At 74.7% G+C, this 14,725-nt stretch carries 13 protein-coding genes; 3 read left to right on the top strand and 10 right to left on the bottom strand.

Annotated features, from left to right (window positions below; all coding sequences use genetic code 11):
- Positions 1-28: 28 nt before the first annotated feature.
- The 4 genes from MWU57_RS05445 to MWU57_RS05430 form a co-directional block, all read right to left on the bottom strand.
- Positions 29-862 (bottom strand): SGNH/GDSL hydrolase family protein, encoded by an 834-nt coding sequence (locus MWU57_RS05445; protein ID WP_246907800.1) that lies wholly within the window; start codon positions 860-862, stop codon positions 29-31.
- On the bottom strand, positions 859-2,046 hold the full coding sequence (locus MWU57_RS18355; protein ID WP_246907798.1) for a glycosyltransferase: 1,188 nt from the start codon (positions 2,044-2,046) through the stop codon (positions 859-861). Before MWU57_RS18355 ends, MWU57_RS05445 begins: the two co-directional genes overlap by 4 nt.
- Before the next feature lie 4 nt (positions 2,047-2,050).
- Positions 2,051-3,175, bottom strand: a complete 1,125-nt coding sequence (locus tag MWU57_RS05435) for a glycosyltransferase family 1 protein (RefSeq protein WP_246907796.1) — start codon at positions 3,173-3,175, stop codon at positions 2,051-2,053.
- Positions 3,176-3,271: 96 nt separating this feature from the next.
- Entirely contained in the window at positions 3,272-4,555 is a 1,284-nt protein-coding gene (locus MWU57_RS05430; protein ID WP_374108525.1) for a glycosyltransferase 87 family protein, read from the bottom strand.
- Positions 4,556-4,673: 118 nt separating this feature from the next.
- Here MWU57_RS05430 and MWU57_RS05425 point away from each other — a divergent pair, with 118 nt between their 5' ends.
- Both MWU57_RS05425 and MWU57_RS05420 read left to right on the top strand, forming a co-directional pair.
- Entirely contained in the window at positions 4,674-5,960 is a 1,287-nt protein-coding gene (locus MWU57_RS05425) for an Nramp family divalent metal transporter (protein WP_246907792.1), read from the top strand.
- Between the two features lie 113 nt (positions 5,961-6,073).
- Positions 6,074-7,327: an acyl-CoA dehydrogenase family protein gene (locus MWU57_RS05420; protein ID WP_246907790.1), complete on the top strand. Its 1,254-nt coding sequence runs from the start codon at positions 6,074-6,076 to the stop codon at positions 7,325-7,327.
- 223 nt (positions 7,328-7,550) lie between these two features.
- Here the strand turns inward: MWU57_RS05420 and MWU57_RS05415 are convergent, their stop codons facing one another.
- From MWU57_RS05415 to MWU57_RS05405, 3 genes are read right to left on the bottom strand one after another with little or no spacing between them, the layout of a single operon-like run.
- Positions 7,551-9,128, bottom strand: a complete 1,578-nt coding sequence (locus MWU57_RS05415; RefSeq protein WP_246907787.1) for an NAD-dependent epimerase/dehydratase family protein — start codon at positions 9,126-9,128, stop codon at positions 7,551-7,553.
- A 56-nt stretch (positions 9,129-9,184) separates the two neighbouring features.
- The gene (locus tag MWU57_RS05410) at positions 9,185-9,943 is read right to left on the bottom strand and encodes a glycosyltransferase family 2 protein (RefSeq protein WP_281495305.1); all 759 of its coding nucleotides are present in this window, start codon (positions 9,941-9,943) and stop codon (positions 9,185-9,187) included.
- Complete coding sequence (locus MWU57_RS05405) at positions 9,940-10,548, bottom strand: hypothetical protein (RefSeq protein ID WP_243400845.1); 609 nt, start codon at positions 10,546-10,548, stop codon at positions 9,940-9,942. The genes MWU57_RS05410 and MWU57_RS05405 overlap by 4 nt, the downstream gene beginning before the upstream one ends.
- A gap of 238 nt (positions 10,549-10,786) precedes the next feature.
- Between MWU57_RS05405 and MWU57_RS05400 the strand changes: the two genes are divergently transcribed.
- Complete coding sequence (locus MWU57_RS05400; RefSeq protein ID WP_246907783.1) at positions 10,787-12,091, top strand: extracellular solute-binding protein; 1,305 nt, start codon at positions 10,787-10,789, stop codon at positions 12,089-12,091.
- Positions 12,092-12,139: 48 nt separating this feature from the next.
- Here the strand turns inward: MWU57_RS05400 and pnuC are convergent, their stop codons facing one another.
- From pnuC to MWU57_RS05385, 3 genes are all read right to left on the bottom strand, one after another.
- Positions 12,140-12,832: a nicotinamide riboside transporter PnuC gene (gene pnuC / locus MWU57_RS05395; protein WP_246907781.1), complete on the bottom strand. Its 693-nt coding sequence runs from the start codon at positions 12,830-12,832 to the stop codon at positions 12,140-12,142.
- A gap of 8 nt (positions 12,833-12,840) precedes the next feature.
- Positions 12,841-13,614, bottom strand: coding sequence for a TetR/AcrR family transcriptional regulator (locus tag MWU57_RS05390; protein WP_106266391.1), 774 nt, complete (start codon positions 13,612-13,614; stop codon positions 12,841-12,843).
- Positions 13,615-13,733: 119 nt separating this feature from the next.
- Entirely contained in the window at positions 13,734-14,651 is a 918-nt protein-coding gene (locus MWU57_RS05385) for a formylglycine-generating enzyme family protein (RefSeq protein ID WP_246907779.1), read from the bottom strand.
- Positions 14,652-14,725 lie beyond the last annotated feature (74 nt).

Raw genomic sequence — 14,725 nt, 5'->3', positions numbered from 1 at the left:
AGGTGCTGCCCCGCAGCGACCTCTCGGGCTACGTGGCCCGCGCCAGCGACTCGGTGTCGACCTGCGACAGCTCCAGGTCGAGCCGCCCGACGCCGTCGCCCCGCAGGTCGTCGACGACGGCGCGCACCAAGCCGGGCAGGAAGTCGCGGCCGCGGCGCAGCGCCCAGGGCACGCCGGCGAACGCGAGCCAGGCAGCGCGCTCCCACGCAAGCGGCGGGGGCGGCGGAGCGGGCAGCCGCGACAGCTCGGGCAGCGCGACGTGCAGGGCGCGGCCGGCCGTCACCGCGAGGTACCGGTGGCCCAGGGGAGAGGGATGCACGCGGTCGACGTACCAGGCGCCGAGCCCGGCGGGCCGGATGGCCTCGGCGACGTCGAACACCACCACGCCCGGCGCGCACCCCGATCCGTCCGCGTGCCGTGCCGCCACGGCGCGCACGGCGGCGTTGACCGCGTCGATCCGCGCCCGCATCACGGACCTGACTCGGCCGCCGCACAGCTCGAACAGCCCGATGGGCGGCAGGGTCGCGAGGACGACGGCGGCGCCCCGGCCGCGCAGCGCCCCGACGCAGGTGGTCAGCCGGCGGGCGACGTCGGCGGGGGAGAAGTCGCTCCGCAGCGCGTCGTTGCCCCCGATGACGAGCGTGGCGAGGTCCGCCCCGGAGGCGAGGGCGAGGTCGAGCTGCTCGGTGACGACGGTCTGCGTCCGCGCGCCGTTGCGGGCCAGGTTCTCGAACCGCGCCGTGTCGGCGAGCAGGGCGAGGTGTGCCGCCCAGCCGGGCCCGTGTGCGGCGTCGGGCCCGACGGCGTCCCCGACGCCCGCGGTGATGGAGTCACCGAGCGCGACGACGGTCGGCCCGCTCATCGGGCACCCGCGGGCACCGAGCCGATGCCGTGGAGCGCCAGCATCGCCGCGCCCGTCGCCGACCAGGGGAACAGCTCGGCCCGGGCGCGCGCCGCCGCCCGCCGCGCGCCGGGGTCCCGGGAGAGCACCTCGCGCACGGCCACGGCCAGCGCCTCGGGTTCGGGATCGGCGCTCGCCCCGGCCGGGCCGATCACCTCGGGCAGTGCGCTGGTCGCCGAGCACACCACCGGCGTCCCGGAGGCCAGCGCCTCGAGCGCGGCCAGCCCGAACGTCTCGATCGGCCCGGGGGCGACGACGACGTCGGCGCTCGCGAGCAGCGCGGCCACCTGGGCGCGGTCGGGCACGAACCCGAGGAACCGGTGCCGGATGCCGAGCTGCTCGGCCCGTGCCCGCAGCTCCGTGAACCGCGGCCCGCTGCCCGCCACGACGAGCCGCACCGGCACGCCGTCGGCCACGAGCCTGCCGACCGCCTCGACGGCCAGGTCCACCCGTTTCTCGCGCGACAGCCGGCTCATCACCAGCACGACCGCCTCGCCCCGGGCGGCGGTGCGCCGCCGCAGGTCCGCGTCGAACCGGTCGGGCGTGAACCGCTCGAGGTCGACACCCAGGGCGACCCGGTGCAGCGGAGGCAGCGCGAGCCCGGGCCGCCGCCCGGCCAGGCGCTCCACCTCCCCGGCAGCGAACGCGGTGGTGGCGACGAGCCGGTCGAACCGGCCGAGGGTCGCGAGGTTCCAGCGGTCGGCGACGACGGGCGCGAGCCGCCGGCCGACGGGCCCGGGCCGCGCGCCGCTGCCCGCGCCGGGCCAGAACGCGGAGAGTACGCCGTCCAGGCGCTCGTGCAGCATCAGCAGCGACGGCACCTCGGCCTCGCGCGCCCACAGGCCGACGCCGGTGAGGGTGGCGCGGTCGGAGACCTCGACCCGGTCCGGCGCCAGGGCGTCCAGCACGGACCGCACGGTGCCGGGCTTCACCACGGCCCGGTAGCCCGGCACACCGGGCACCCGCGGCGCGGCCACCTGTACGACGTGCAGGTCGCCGTCGTGCCGCTCGGCCGCCGTCGGGCCCGGGACGACGAGGACCGGGTCGTGACCGCGGGCGAGGTACTCGCGGGCCAGGGCGTGCATCGCGGTGCGGATGCCGCCCGACCGCGGCGCGTAGGCGTTGGCGACGTGGACGATCCGCACGGGCTCACACCTCCGCGGTGACGCTGACCGCGGCCGCGTAGTGCTCCATCAGCTCGTGGCACACCTTCGCCCAGGTGCGCCCGAGCGCTCTCTCGCGGGCGGCGGCCCCGAAGGCGCGGCGCTTGCGGTCGTCGCCGAGCAGATCGTCCACGTGGGAGCGCAGCGCGGCGTGGTCGCCCGGCGGGTAGAGCCAGCCGGTGTGCGAGTGCGCGACCACGTCGATCGGCCCGCCGGCGGCCGGCGCGACGACGGGGACCCCGGAGGCGTTCGCCTCCTGCAGCGTCTGGCCGAACGTCTCCAGCTCGCCGGGGTGCACGAACACGTCGAGGCTCGCCATGGCCCGTGCCAGGTCCTCACCGCGCAGCAGGCCGGTGAAGTGGGCGTCGGGGAGCAGTCCCTCGAGCAGCGCCCGCTCGGGGCCCTCGCCGACGATGACGAGGCGGACGTCGTCGCGCCCCGACAGCACGCGCAGCGACTCCACCTGCTTCTCCGCGGCGAGGCGGCCGACGTACCCGACGAGCAACGGCCGCCCCGCCCCCACGGCCCGGCGCCAGGCGGCGTCGCGCGCCTCGGGCCGGAACTGGACGGTGTCGACGCCGCGGCCCCAGCGGTGCAGGCGGGGCACGCCGCGGGCGCGCAGGTGGTCGATCGTCGGGGTGGACGGCGCCAGGGTGACGGTGGCGCGCTCGTGCAGGTTCCGCACCCGCCGCCACAGCAGCGGCTCCAGGTGCCGCATGCCGTACCGCGCGGCGTAGCTGGGCACCTCGGTCTGGTAGACGGCGACGGTCGGCACGCCGAGCGCCTCGGCGGCCTGCATCCCGCGCCAGCCGAGGGTGAACGGCGAGGCCAGGTGGACGACGTCGGGCCCGAACGCCGCGAGCGTGCGCTCGATGCGGGCCCGCTGCCCGACGACGACGCGCACGTCGGGGTAGCCGGGCAGGCCCACGGAGGGGATCTCGACCACGGGTGCGCCGTGCACGAACGGGGGGACGTCTCCCTCGTCGGTGTCGGGGGCGAGGACCAGGGCCTCGTGCCCGCACCGGCGGAGATGGTCGAGGACCCGCAGCACGGAGTTCGTGACCCCGTTGACCTGCGGGAGGAAGGACTCTGCGACGATCGCTACCCTCACGACTCGAACTGTCGTGGCCCCGGATGACCTGCAGGGGTGACGCGGGCGACGTGTCGTCGTCGGGCCGCCGAACGCCCGGCAAACGTTGGCGCGGAACTACGCGTTGCGGACGGCGCCGAGCCGGACGATGCGCCAGGTCGCGCCGAGCATGAGTACCACCAGGGCCGCGTTGCGCAGCGCCTCGACCGTGATCATCCAGGGCTCGCCCGCCAGGAACGGGCCGTACGCGACGGGGTACACGAGGTAGGTCCCGTACGCGACGAGCACGATGCCCAGCGCGGGCGGCCACCAGGCCCGCAGCGCCCGCCCGGCGGGCAGGGTGGCCAGGGCGACGGCCACGGGCGGACCGATCCACGCCACGAACTGCGGCGAGCCGACCTTGTTGAACACGATGAGGGCCACGAGCTGCGCGGCGGCGGAGAGCAGCACGATCTCGTAGGCGCGCTCCGGGTGGCGGCGCGCGGCCCACCACGTCAGACCGGCGAGGGCGACCACCACGAGCGGCAGGAGCCAGTCGAGCGCGTCGGCCACGCTGCGGGCCTCGGTGCCCTGGAACTCGTAGGTGAAGATCTCGTCGTTGTAGGCGATCGCCACGGCCGGGTCCCACAGCCGCGCGACGGAGAACCAGGTGCCGGCCACGGACTCGGCCTGCAGGGTGCGTGCGCCCTGCTCGCCGAACACGCTGAGCGCCCGCGTCCCGGCTCCGCCGAGCAGCGCGAGCCCGACCACGACGGCGGACACGATCGCCCCGGGGACGACGACGGCGCGCAGCAGGTCGCGCAGGTCGCGGCGGGTCGCGGCGAGGGCGACGACGACGGCGCCCGGTGCGATCTTGATCCAGGCGCCGGCCGTGGCGACCGCGGTGGCGACCCGGGGGTGCCGCCGGGCCAGGACGAGGGCGACGAGGATCATCGGGGCGATGACGCCGTCGAGCCGGCCGAGGAAGATCGGGCCGAGCGCGAGCAGGAACAGCAGCCACCACCAGGCGCCGAGGACGCCGCGCGGGGTGGACCGGACGAGCAGGACCGTCGCGACGGCGTTCAGCGCCACGATCATCGCCGTCCACACGATCTCGTAGCCCAGCACGCCGTCGGTGACCAGGGAGGGTGCCACCACGGGGGCGAGCGCTCCGGCGGGGTAGACCCAGTCGTAGTCCAGGACGGGCCACTGGCCGGTGTCGAGGCCGTAGCGGGCCCACCACTCGTACAGGGTGACGTCGCCGAAGATCGTGTTCTGCCACGTGATCGCCTCGTGGACCAGGCGCGCGTGCACCACGACGAACGCGAGGGCCAGCAGCCAGGGGGACTGCAGGAGGCTGCCGCCGCGGTCGCGGGGCGGGGCGGGCAGGCGGCGGTCCGCGTCGTCGGGCACGGGGCACATCGTGCCAGACCCGTCCCGGCCGCCGTGCGGATCGGTCGGGGTTTCGGATGCGGCTCGCAGCGTCTAAGGTTTCGGGTATCCGAAACTTTGCCCCTGCTGCCGTCCTCGAAGGAGACCTGTGAGCACTCGGACCGCACCACCCGGACTGCGTCGCCTGCGTGCGCTCGCCCTGCTCGGACCGGCCTTCGTGGCCGCCATCGCCTACGTGGACCCGGGCAACGTCGCCGCGAACCTCACCGCCGGCGCCGAGTTCGGCTACCTGCTGGTGTGGGTGCTCGTCATGGCCAACGCGATGGCGGTCCTGGTGCAGTACCTGTCGGCCAAGCTGGGCGTCGTCACCGGCAGGTCGCTGCCCGAGGTGCTCGCCGACCGGATGCCGCGCCGGGGCCGGATCGCCTACTGGCTGCAGGCGGAGGCGGTCGCCATGGCCACCGACCTGGCCGAGGTGATCGGCGGGGCCATCGCCCTGAACCTGCTGTTCGGCGTCCCGCTCGTGGCCGGTGGCCTCATCACCGGTGCGGTCTCGATGGTGGTCCTCGCGATCCAGCAGCGCCGGGGCCAGCGCATCTTCGAGACGGTGGTGGTGACCATGCTCGGCGTCATCGCCGTCGGCTTCTGCGCCGGCCTCCTCGTCGCTCCTCCCGACGCCGGCGCTGTCCTGGGCGGACTGGTGCCGCGGTTCGACGGAGCGGACTCGGTGCTCCTGGCCGCGTCGATGCTCGGTGCCACCGTCATGCCGCACGCGATCTACCTGCACAGCTCGCTGGCCCGCGACCGGGTGCGCCACGACGCGGAGCGACGTGCCGCGGTGGCCGGGGTGCCGCCGTCGCGCACCGTCCAGGGCGACCCCACGGCCGTGCGCCGGCTGCTGCGCGCGACCCGCTGGGACGTGGTCGCCGCGCTGCTCATCGCGGGCGGCGTGAACATCGCGATGCTCCTGCTCGCCGCGGCCAACCTGCCGGGCCGCACGGGCACGGACAGCATCGAGGGGGCGTACGCGGCGATCTCGGAGTCGTTGGGGCCGATCGTCGCGGTGCTGTTCGGCGTCGGGCTGCTGACCTCGGGGCTGGCGTCGACGGCCGTGGGGGCCTACGCGGGCTCGGAGATCATGGCCGGGCTGCTGCGCGTGCGGGTGCCGCTGCTGACGCGCCGGTTGGTGACGCTGGTGCCGGCGCTGCTGCTGCTGGCCACGGACGTCTCGCCCACCTACCTGCTGGTGCTCAGCCAGGTGGTGCTGAGCTTCGGCATCCCGTTCGCGATGATCCCGCTGGTGCGCGTCACGCGGGACGCGGGGCTGCTGGGCGAGTTTCGCAACGCGCGAGCCACGCAGGCGGTCGCGTGGCTGGTCGCGGCCGTGATCGTGGGGCTCAACGTGACGCTGCTCTGGCTCACGGTCACCGGTTGATACGCCGTATCGCTTGACTGAGACTCCGTCGCGTCGCACTATGGAGGCAGACCGACGCCGTCGTCACCAGCCTCTGCGGCGGCGCGGTCGCCTCCGTGGAAAGTGAGACCCGCATGCCCCGCACCGCACCCGTCCTGCCCGGCGTCACCGCGCCGGAGTACGACGTCTCCCAGCCCCTGGACGTCGACTACGCGGCCGCGTTCGCCGACGTCGCACCCGCCGAGCGCGCGCACCAGCTCGCCGTGCGGCAGTTCGTCCAGGACGAGGTGCTTCCCGTCATCGACGGCTACTGGGAGCGGGCCGAGGTCCCCTTCGACCTGGTCAAGAAGCTCGCCGAGCACGACTTCCTGCGCGACGGCGTCGACGTGCCCGGCCGCCCGCGCATCAGCTTCATGGCCGAGGGCCTGGCCAGCATGGAGATGTCCCGCGGCGACGGCTCCGTCGCCACGATCTGCGGCGTCCAGGGCGGCCTCGCGCTGCGCTCCATCGTCATGCACGGCTCGCCCGAGCAGGTCGAGCGGTACGCCGAGCCCATGGCGCGCGGGGAGATCCTCGGCGCGTTCGCGCTCACCGAGCCCACCCACGGCTCGGACTCCGTGTCCCTCGAGACGACGGCGCGGCCCACCGTGCGCGACGGCGTCGAGGGCTACGTCATCGACGGCGAGAAGAAGTGGATCGGGTTCGGCTCCTGCGGCGACATCACCGTGGTGTGGGCCCGGCTCGACGACCCGGACGCCGGGGAGCGCCACGGCCAGGTGCACGGCTTCGTCGTGCCGCAGGACGCTCCCGGTTACACCGGCACCACCATCGAGGGCAAGATGGCGCTCCGCGCGATCTGGCAGGCCCACATCCAGCTCGACGACGTGTTCGTCCCGGCTGACGCCGCCCTGCCCGGCGCCACCTCGTTCAAGGCGACCGCCGCCGTCCTCTTCGCCACGCGCCTCGCCGTGGCGTGGTCCGCCGTCGGGCACGCGGTCGCCTGCTACGAGGCGGCCGTGCAGTACTCCACGCAGCGCGTCCAGTTCGGCAAGCCGCTCGCCGCCAAGCAGATGGTCCAGGAGCGCCTGACCCGGATGCTCTCGACCGTCACGCAGCTGCAGCTCTTGGTGGGCCGCCTGACCGAGCTCGCCGACGCCGGCCGGCTCACCGGGGAGCAGGCCTCCCTGGCCAAGTACAGCTGCACCCGGGGAGCGCGCGAGGTGGCGTCGGTCGCGCGCGACATGCTCGGCGGCAACGGCATCCTGCTCGCCAACCGGGTCGCGCGGCACTTCGCCGACATCGAGGCCCTGCACACCTACGAGGGCACCGAGTCCATGAACGCGCTGATCGTGGGCCGCGACATCACGGGCACCTCCGCGTTCGCGTAGCGGGCACCGCAGCACCTGCTCCGCGTCTGCGGAGCGACCAGCTCCCGGCGTGGGTCGACGCCGGTCGTGTGCATCACCGCCGCCGTCCACCAGCCGGCGTGGCGGTGCACCAGCGGCGAGCGCCGTCCCGGGAAGGTCCGGGGCGGCGCTTCGTCGTCCCCGGACCTTCTCGGGGCCCGGTGCCCTCGGCCCCCGGGCGTCCGGCCCCCCGGCGACCGGCGGCTCAGTCGGTCCGGCGGAACGCGCGCTCGCGGGCGTGCTCGTGCAGCCGGTCGAGCAGCGCGAGCTGGCGGTTCGCCAGCTCGGCCAGCGCACCGAAGCGGTCCGGGTCCAGGCCCACGTCGTCGGCGTACTCCTGGAGCGTCCGCCAGCCGCCCAGCTTGCCCAGCAGCGCCGAGCGCATCAGCTCCACCTCGAGCAGCACGGTCAGGGGAGACCGTTCGAGGACCCGCCCGTTGAGCTTGAGGCGCCCGACCCGCTCCGCGGCCGCTGCGAGCACCTGGCGATACCGGCGGCGGCGGATGCCCAGGGTCGCGAGAAGCGTGCGGTAGAGCCGTCGTTCGCTGCGGATCTGCTCGGTCAGCTCGGCCAGGTCGGCGTGGAACGGCGTGTCGCGGTAGCTGTCGGCCATCCGCTCGATGCGGTCCAGCCCGGCGGTGGAGCCGGTCAGGTGCTCCGACAGGTAGAGGCCGAACAGGTGGCGGTCGATCTGCGGCGGGATTGTGGCGTCCCGCTCTTTCGGGGGCAGCACGGGCGGGCCGACGGCGGCGCGCGGGCTCGGGCGCATCGGTGCGGAACCGAGCCCGTGGCCCTCGGCCATGCCGCGCAGCACCTCGTCGACCGCCTGCGCGGCGGTGCGGCGGGGCTCCCAGCCCAGCTCCGTCGTCGCGCGCGTGGTGTCCATGACGGGAACGCCGAGGGCCATGTCGATCCAGCCGGGGTCCGCCGGGACCGCGTGCGCCGCGTAGGCGAGCGACACCGCGGTGCGCACCGTCTGCGGCGGCAGCTCCACGAAGCGCCTGTGGTCCGCGATCGCGGCCAGGTCCGGGGCGCGCAGCACGTCGTGGGCGGCGACGTTGAACGCTCCGGTGGCACGCTCCCGCACGACGCGGAGGTAGGCGTCGGCCGCGTCGTCGGCGTGCACCGCCTGGACGCGGAGCCCCGCGGGCAGCGGGAGCACCGGCAGCCGGTGGTCGCGCAGCAGGCTCACGGGCAGGAGACCGCCGACGAAGTAGCGCGTGATCTCGTGCCCGGCGTCGCCCTGGAACACCAGCGCGGTGCGCAGCCGGGCGACGGCCACCTGCGGGTGATCGTGCTCGAGCTCGTCGAGCACCCGTTCCTGCGCCGCCTTGTCCACGCTGTAGTGGGACGTCGGGATGCCCGTCGCCGGCCAGCCCTCGCGGCGGGGGGCGTCGTCGTCGACGGCGGCGTAGGCGCCCACGGACGAGGCCGCGACGAGGTGCGGCACCCCGGCGCGGACCACCGCCTCGGCCACCCGCCGGGTGCCCTCCACGTTGGTGCGGCGCAGCAGGTCACGGTCGCGGTTGGGCTGGATCAGCCAGGCCAGGTGCACGACGGCGTCCGCCCCGCGGAACAGCGTGGCGAGCCGGTCGACCACGCTCTCCTCGTCGGGGACCGACAGGTCCACGGCCGCCCACTCGGCGTCCCGGTAGGGGGCCACGGTCCGGTCGGGCAGCCGGCGTGCGACCCCCAGCACGGAGTCCACCTCCGGGGCTGCCTGCAGGGCCCGCAGCACGGCGGTCCCGACGTTGCCGGACTGGCCTACGACGACGATGCGCATGCCCTACCGTGGCACCGCCCGCGCCTGGCCGCACGGCGCCCGCAGCACCGCGCGGCTCAGTACCCGCGGGGCCTGGTCCCGCGCAGCCGGTGCCACCAGCGGTCCCACCAACGGTCCCACGGCGGCGCCGCGGCCCAGTTGGACCGCAGCGTGTTCCACGCCCGCAGGAGGCGACGTCGTCGTCCCGCGCGCAGCGAACGGGCCGAGACCCCGACGTGCAGGCGGCGGTCGTGCACCACGCGCCGACGCGGCCCCAGGGCGAAGGCGAGGTCCATGTCGTCGTGCACCTCGGGGTCGTGGCGCTCCACGACGTCGCGCACGGCCCACCACGTGGTGCGGCGGACCGCCATGCTCGATCCCCAGAGCGCCGTGTGCCCGAGCGCCATCCGGCTGCAGGCGTAGTAGAGGCCGAGGTACAGCCGGCAGGCGAGGCGGCCGCCGTGCCGCAGGTCGACGAAGGTGCCGGTGCCCGTCACCGCGTCGAGCGTCGGGTCGCCCATCGCGTCGGCGACCGAGCGGACCCAGTGCGGGCCGGGCCGGGAGTCCGCGTCCAGCCGGCCGATCACGTCGCCCCGCGCGGCGTCGTACCCGGCGGCCGCGGCGGCCGGGATGCCGCGGCGCGGCTCGGGCACGACGACGGCGCCCCACCGGCGGGCGACCTGCGCCGTCGTGTCGCGCGAGGCGTTGTCGACGACCACGACCTCCAGCGGGGACACCGACTGGCCGGCCAGCAGGGCCAGGCACCGGTCGAGCTCGTGCGCGTCGTCCCGGGCGGGGATCACGACCGACACGGTCGGCCTCGCGCCGCCGCTCATGCGACGCCCCGCACGCCGCGTGCGACGAGCGCTGCCGCGACGGCGCTGCCGACGAGTCCCGCGGCGAGGTCGCCCAACGTGTCGGGGTACGTGACGAAGATCGTGTCGTCGACGAACGTGTACCCGGCCCACTCCAGGAGCTCCCAGACGACCGCCACCACCGAGCCGAGGCCCACGATCTGCAGGGCGGCGGAGGCGCGCGCCCGCCGGGCCGGCGCGATGAGGCCGGCGCGCGCGAAGGCCTGGTGGGCGACGGCGGCGATCGCGCCCGTCGTCGCGGCGTGCACCACCAGGTCGAGCCAGTCCACGCGCTGGTAGACCTCCAGCTGGGCGCACCAGGCCGCGGCGAGCAACGCGGCGCAGTAGCTGATGTCCAGGGCCGCGGGGGTGCCGATGGCCCGGGGGAGCATGGTGCCGCCGAGCACGAAGAGGAACAGGGCGGTCGCCGTCCCGCCGAACAGGATGCCGGCCAGCACCACGCTGACCAGCGCGGCGACCCGGAGCAGGTCGCCCAGGGCGATGCCCCACCAGGGGCGGCCCGGTTCGGCGCGCCAGGCGGTACGCCAGGTCGCGGCGGGGCTGGAGGTGGAGGGCGCCGACGTCACGGCCTCACGGTAGGGGGGACCGCCGCTGCCCACCCGTCGGGCGGAGCGCCGAGAAAATTTCGAGCGCCGCGCCGTGCCGGTTCTTGAAACCCGGGCGCCGCCTGTTGTCGAAACTCCGCGGGGCCTTGACCGGCATGCCGGTCGCTGGCCTAGTGTGCTCCCTGCCCGGTTCGAAAACGGTTTCAGCGACGCGACCGACCGGCGACGACCCCAGACGACGGCGTGGAGGGTGCAGGCGATGAGGCGACGGTGCGGACAGGTCCTGGCGGGAGCGGCGGCGGTGAGCCTGCTGCTCGCCGCCTGCGCCGACAGCCCGGAGCCGGTGACGGCGCAGGCCGAGGTGCCGGTCGACGGCACCACGGCCTGGGCGCTCTCCGGCGGCAGCGACGTGGTGCTCGCCCGCACCTTCGAGCAGTGGGACCGGGAGCACCCCGGTGACGAGATCGCCGTGACGTGGATGGAGAACGACGCCTACAAGGCCGGGATCCAGGAGGCCCTGGACGCCGGGGAGCCACCGACCCTCATCTTCGGCTGGGCGGGCGGCGACCTCGACCGGATGGTCGCCGAAGGCTCCGTCGTCGACCTCACCGACGCCGTCGGCCCCGTGCAGGACAAGGTGCTACCCGCCGTCGCCGCCAACGGCGAGGTGGACGGGCGGACGTACGCCGTGCCCAACAACCAGACCCAGCCCGTGGTCCTCTACTACAACGCCGAGGTGCTGGACAGCGCCGGGCTGGAGCCGCCCGAGACGTTCGACGACCTGCTCGCCGCCGTCCCCGTCCTGCGTGACGCCGGGGTGCTGCCCATCGCGCTCGCCGGCGGCAGCCGGTGGCCCGAGCTGATGTACATCCAGTACCTCACCGACCGCATCGGCGGCCCCGAGGTGTTCCAGCGCGTGGTCGACGGCGAGCCCGGCGCCTGGTCCGACCCGGCCATCCTCGAGGCGCTCCGCAGGATCGGCGAGCTCGTCGACGCCGGGGCGTTCGGGGACTACTTCACCGAGACGCTCGCCGACCAGTCCGGAGACGTGTCGCTCGTGGCCACGGGGAACGCGGCCTTCGTGCTGCAGGGTGCCTGGGTCTACCCGGACTTCCTCACCGAGGCGCCGACGCTGATCGCCGACGACGGGCTCGGCTTCACGCCGTTCCCCACCGTCGAGGGTGGCACCGGCGACCCCGGCAACGTGGTGGGCAACCCGGCCAACTTCTGGTCCGTCTCCGCCGCCGCCAGCCCGGAGGAGCAGCAGGCCGCGATCGACTTCCTCAACGAGCAGGTGTACTCCGACCTGGCCGTCGAGCGGTTCCTCGTGGTGCGGACCGTGCCTCCCGTGCGCGGCCTCGGCAAGGAGCTCGCGGGCCGGGGCGACGCCGACTACCTCGAGTACGTCTACGACATGGTCGCGTCGGCACCGCACTTCCAGCTCTCCTGGGACCAGGCGATCCCCGCCGACCAGGCCGGGCCGCTGCTGGACAACCTGCACCGGGTGTTCACCGGGACGCTCACCGCCCGCGGGTTCGCCGACGCGATGAACGCCACCCTCTGACGCGGCGGCCGGGCGGCGGACGGGGAGGTCAGGCGCCGGCCGGGCGGGTCAGGCGCCGGCCGTCGCCTGCTCGCGACGGTTGACCCGCCACCACACGAAGAACCCGACCAGGGTGAACGCCCCGTAGAAGATGTACATGAACGACGTCGCGTAGTAACCGGCGCTCCACAGCAGCGGCACGCCCACGACGTCGACCGCCACCCAGATCAACCAGAACTCGACCCAGCCGCGCGCCATGCCGTACGTCGCCAGCAGGGAGCCCATGAAGATCCAGGCGTCCGCCCACACCGGCTCGTAGGACCCGAGCGCCCGGAACAGCGGCGTGAGCAGCAGCGTGCCGCCGACCAGTGCGACGACCAGCAGGAGGCGCTCCCACCATCGCGCCCACTGCGGGTGCACGCCCGCCCCGCCCGACGACGGCACCTTGCCGTCCGCGCGGACCTCCAGGTCCTGGCGGCGGGTCTCGCGCCAGCGCACCCACCCGTACACCGACACGGCGATGAACATGACCTGCCGGCCCGCCTGGCCCAGCATGTCCACGCGGCCCGCGTCGCCGAACAGCGACCCGAGGAACACGGTGAACAGCAGCACGTTGCCGACGATGCCCACCGGCCACGCCCACACCTTGCGGCGCATGCCGCCCAGCGCCGAGGCCAGGCCGAACGCGTTGCCGATCACCTCGCGCCACAGGATCTGCTCGCCGCCGACGGTGAAGGTGGCGGAGAACAGCCAGTCGATCATCTCGCTCCTCAGGCCAGGACGTCGCGCACGGCCCGCGCGATGTCGTCGGCGTCGGCGTCCTGGTCCAGGACGGCCACCACGACACGACGGTTCGTGGGGACGGCCGGCTCGGGCGTACCCGTGGCCGACGACCCGGCCGGGGCGGCGCCGTCGGCCCCCGGTGCCCAGGCTGCGCGCCGCAGCTCGGCGAACGCCTCCTCCAGGTCCGGGCGCAGGTCGAGGTACGGGTTGCGCAGCCAGCGGCGCAGCACCGCGTTGTGCACGGCCACGACGGAGGCCGCGAACGCGATCGACATGGTGGTGCTCGACCGGTCCGGCGGCAGGGTGTCGCGCAGGTAGGCGGTGAACGCGCGCTCGTACCGGTGCGTCGTCACGAGCTCGCGGTCCCGCAGCGCGGGCACCTGCTGCAGGAGCCGGTGGCGGGCGAGCGAGGTCTCGCGCTGGCCCACGTGGTGGTCGAACACGAGGCGGGCGGCGCGGCACACCTCCAGGTAGGGGTCGACGGCGGGGTTCCACGGGGACTCGCGGCCACCGGGTTCGTCGGTCTCGCGCGCCTCCGGCCGGGTGGCGGCGAGCATGACCACCACCTCCTCCAGGAGGAGCTCGTGGTCGGCGAAGATCACGTCCTCCTTGGACCGGAAGCGGCGGAAGAACGTGGCGCGGCTGACCTGCGCGGCGTCGGCGATCTCCTCGACCGTCGTCTGCTCGAAGCCCTGGCGGGAGAACAGGTCGATGGCGGCGTCGACGGCCTGGGCGTGGGTGTGCGTCCGAACGGCAGTCATGTGCAGGAGGCTACTCCGGGACGAGACCGCGCCGCGCGGGAGTGCCGCTCAGTGGTGGATGCCGGGATGCTGCCCTCGGTGGCATGGCCGACCCGGAGGACGGGTGAGGCCGCGGACGCTCAGGCGCTGAGCGCGCAGCGGAAGCCGATGTGCGTGGCCGAAGTGTCCTCGGTCTGGGCCGACCGGGCTGCGGGGCGGAACCGCAGGCAGTAGTCCGGTGAGCACAGGTACGAGCCGCCCTTCAGCACGCGGCGCGTCGCCGACGCGGCCGGGCTCTCCTGGGCCGCGAGCAGACCGGGGCGGTGCTCGGGACCGATGCGCGCCGCACCGGGGACGCGGTGCAGCGCGGTGTAGACCGAGCCGGTCCACTCCCACACGTTGCCGATCATGTCCGAGAGCCCGAACCCGTTCGGCGGGAAGGTGCCCACGGGCGTCGTCGTCGCGCCGTGCGGTCCTCGGTGCTCGTACGGGAACCGTCCGAGCCACGTGTTCGCCTGCAGCGTCCCGCCGGGGTACGGGTCGGCGCCCCACGCGTAGGGCTCCTGACCGGCCCGCCCGCCGCGAGCGGCGTACTCGTGCTCCGCCTCCGTGGGCAGCCGGGCACCCGCCCACCGCGCGTAGGCCTGGGCGTCCTCGTACGCCACCTGGACCACGGGATGGTCCATCCGGTGCTCGATCGACGTGCCCGGACCCTCCGGGTGCCGCCACTGAGCACCGTGCTGCCAGCGCCACCACTGCCGCCAGTCCCGCAGGTCGACGGGGACCCGCGTGGGAGTGAACACGAGGGCTCCCGGGCTGCGCGCTGCGCTGGAGCTGCCCGGCAGTTCGGCCTGGTCCAGCGGACGCTCCGCCACGGTCACGTACGCCGTGTCCGCCACGAAGCGGGCGAAGTCGGCGTTGGTGACCGCGAACCGGTCGATCCAGAATGCCTGGACCGGGTGCTCGTGAGCGGGGCGCTCGTCGGGATAGTGGTCGTCGCTGCCCATGAGGAAGGTGCCCGGCGGGATCGCGACCATCCGCCCGTGTGCCGTACGCATCCTGTCTCCTCGGTGGCTCGGACCAGGCCGGGGAAGGCCCGTCGTGTCGCGCTCCGGCCACGCTATGCCTGCTG

Source organism: Isoptericola sp. S6320L (assembly GCF_023015685.1).
GTDB lineage: Bacteria > Actinomycetota > Actinomycetes > Actinomycetales > Cellulomonadaceae > Isoptericola > Isoptericola halotolerans_A.
This window is presented reverse-complemented; position numbering and strand designations above follow the sequence as displayed.

Excerpts from the sequence above, each read along its gene's own strand:
- MWU57_RS05415 (WP_246907787.1), bottom strand. The coding sequence starts at position 9,128 with ATGCGCATCGTCGTCGTAGGCCAGTCCGGCAACGTCGGGACCGCCGTG.
- MWU57_RS05445 (WP_246907800.1), bottom strand. The coding sequence starts at position 862 with ATGAGCGGGCCGACCGTCGTCGCGCTCGGTGACTCCATCACCGCGGGC.
- MWU57_RS05390 (WP_106266391.1), bottom strand. The coding sequence starts at position 13,614 with ATGACTGCCGTTCGGACGCACACCCACGCCCAGGCCGTCGACGCCGCC.
- MWU57_RS05430 (WP_374108525.1), bottom strand. The coding sequence starts at position 4,555 with ATGTGCCCCGTGCCCGACGACGCGGACCGCCGCCTGCCCGCCCCGCCC.
- pnuC (WP_246907781.1), bottom strand. The coding sequence starts at position 12,832 with ATGATCGACTGGCTGTTCTCCGCCACCTTCACCGTCGGCGGCGAGCAG.
- MWU57_RS05385 (WP_246907779.1), bottom strand. The coding sequence starts at position 14,651 with ATGCGTACGGCACACGGGCGGATGGTCGCGATCCCGCCGGGCACCTTC.
- MWU57_RS05420 (WP_246907790.1), top strand. The coding sequence starts at position 6,074 with ATGCCCCGCACCGCACCCGTCCTGCCCGGCGTCACCGCGCCGGAGTAC.
- MWU57_RS05410 (WP_281495305.1), bottom strand. The coding sequence starts at position 9,943 with ATGAGCGGCGGCGCGAGGCCGACCGTGTCGGTCGTGATCCCCGCCCGG.
- MWU57_RS05400 (WP_246907783.1), top strand. The coding sequence starts at position 10,787 with ATGAGGCGACGGTGCGGACAGGTCCTGGCGGGAGCGGCGGCGGTGAGC.